Here is an 838-nt window from a genome sequence, read left to right on the forward strand (position 1 = left end):
GGCAAGCAGCGCTGCATAGATGCCCTCTTCTGTCATTCCTCTTGCCCTCATGGTTCCTGCAAGGCTTGTCAGGGTATTGTTCCGACTGCCTTCCATAATCTCGGCTGTAATACTGCTACCTTCAAAGGGTGTAAGCAATACTTCCTCCCTTTCCATAAGCTTTAACAGCCACTCCGGAGCTTCTGCCGGGGTTCTGTCTAAGGGAGAATGATCCTTTATCCATTCATACCGATTACCGCTTACATGAATGCTTGGAGCTGCGACAATCAGACCACCTGTTGAACGGGTATCAAGTCCTGGTGCAAACTTGGTCTTATTAGGAATGCTCCTGCCTCGTGGGTATTTGAAGACATAGTGCCGACCGCCACTTCCTGTAACAGCAGTAACCGTATCCGGGAGTTTTCCATGTGTTGCTTCAAGTGCAGATATGGTTTCATCACCGCCATCATCCACATCAAGTACCAGCCAGTCAGACTTCTCGCCTGTAGGAATGCCTATATTGGCATTGGGGGTTTTCGTCCACCATTTCCTTATTTGCTCAACATAAGCAGTGGAATTCTTGTACCAGCCGGTATATAACGGATGCTTTCCTTTGCTGTCACAATTACTCCCTTCCTTGCAGGAGCAGGAGCCATCCTCACAAATCCAATGCAATGGTATGACTGGGATATTTGCTTCTGCGTATTTTAATGCTGCGTCCATCATTGTCACTTTCAAATTCTCACCTCCTGTCGTGCTGAAATAAATTGAGCCCGACAAATAGTTTTTTAAGACTATCTGCCAGGCTCTATAGGTGAGTCATTCGCTCCCTTTGCGGCTCTGTGCCAGATTTATTCAC

At 47.1% G+C, this 838-nt stretch carries 1 protein-coding gene; it reads right to left on the reverse strand.

Features of this window, described 5'->3' with window-relative positions; all coding sequences use genetic code 11:
- The coding region (locus JCM21531_RS17365) for a bifunctional DNA primase/polymerase (RefSeq protein WP_243467903.1) at positions 1-711 on the reverse strand (711 nt) is incomplete at its 3' end.
- Positions 712-838: the final 127 nt, after the last annotated feature.

The sequence above is a fragment of the Acetivibrio straminisolvens JCM 21531 genome, from assembly GCF_000521465.1.
GTDB classification, from domain to species: Bacteria; Bacillota; Clostridia; order Acetivibrionales; family Acetivibrionaceae; genus Hungateiclostridium; species Hungateiclostridium straminisolvens.